This window comes from Noviherbaspirillum sp. ST9 (assembly GCF_048799745.1).
Lineage (GTDB): Bacteria > Pseudomonadota > Gammaproteobacteria > Burkholderiales > Burkholderiaceae_D > Noviherbaspirillum.
On the sequence record NZ_JBLWFR010000108.1, the window covers coordinates 1 to 644 of the forward strand.

Here is a 644-nt window from a genome sequence, read left to right on the forward strand (position 1 = left end):
ACGGTTATAAAACTATTTTTCCCATCCCGCTTGCTGAAGCTGCGTCCTGGGATCTCGACGCCATTCGCCTGTCGGCGCATATAGCAGCCAGAGAAGCTGCCGCAGCCGGCTTGCACTGGACATTTGCTCCTATGGTAGATATAGGCCGGGACCCAAGATGGGGGAGGGTCATGGAAGGTGCCGGGGAAGATGTCTTCCTGGGTTCGGCGATTGCAAAGGCACGTGTTTATGGTTTTCAGGGCGACAGGTTAGGAGCTACCGATGCAGTAATGGCTTGTGCAAAGCATTTTGCCGCCTACGGAGCCGTTGCGGCCGGTCGCGATTACAACGATGTTGATATGAGCGAACGGCTATTATGGGATACCTATCTTCCTCCCTTTAAAGCTGCAGCAGATGCGGGAGTGGCCACTTTTATGAATTCCTTCAGCACCCTTAACGGAATACCGGCTACCGGGAACAGCGATCTGCAGCGGCACATTTTGAAAGGAAAATGGAACTATAAGGGCTTTGTGGTTAGCGACTGGGGCTCGATAGGCGAAATGGTGGAATGGGGCTATGCCAGTGATAGTTCAGACGCTGCCCTCAAGGCCATCACCGCCGGATGTGATATGGATATGCAGAGCGAAGCTTATAAAAGGCACCTT

At 53.0% G+C, this 644-nt stretch carries 1 protein-coding gene; it reads left to right on the forward strand.

Annotated features, from left to right (window positions below; genetic code table 11):
• Window positions 1-644, forward strand: a 644-nt coding sequence (locus tag ACNOHI_RS25015; RefSeq protein ID WP_420477435.1) for a glycoside hydrolase family 3 protein, incomplete at both ends; no start/stop codon positions are given.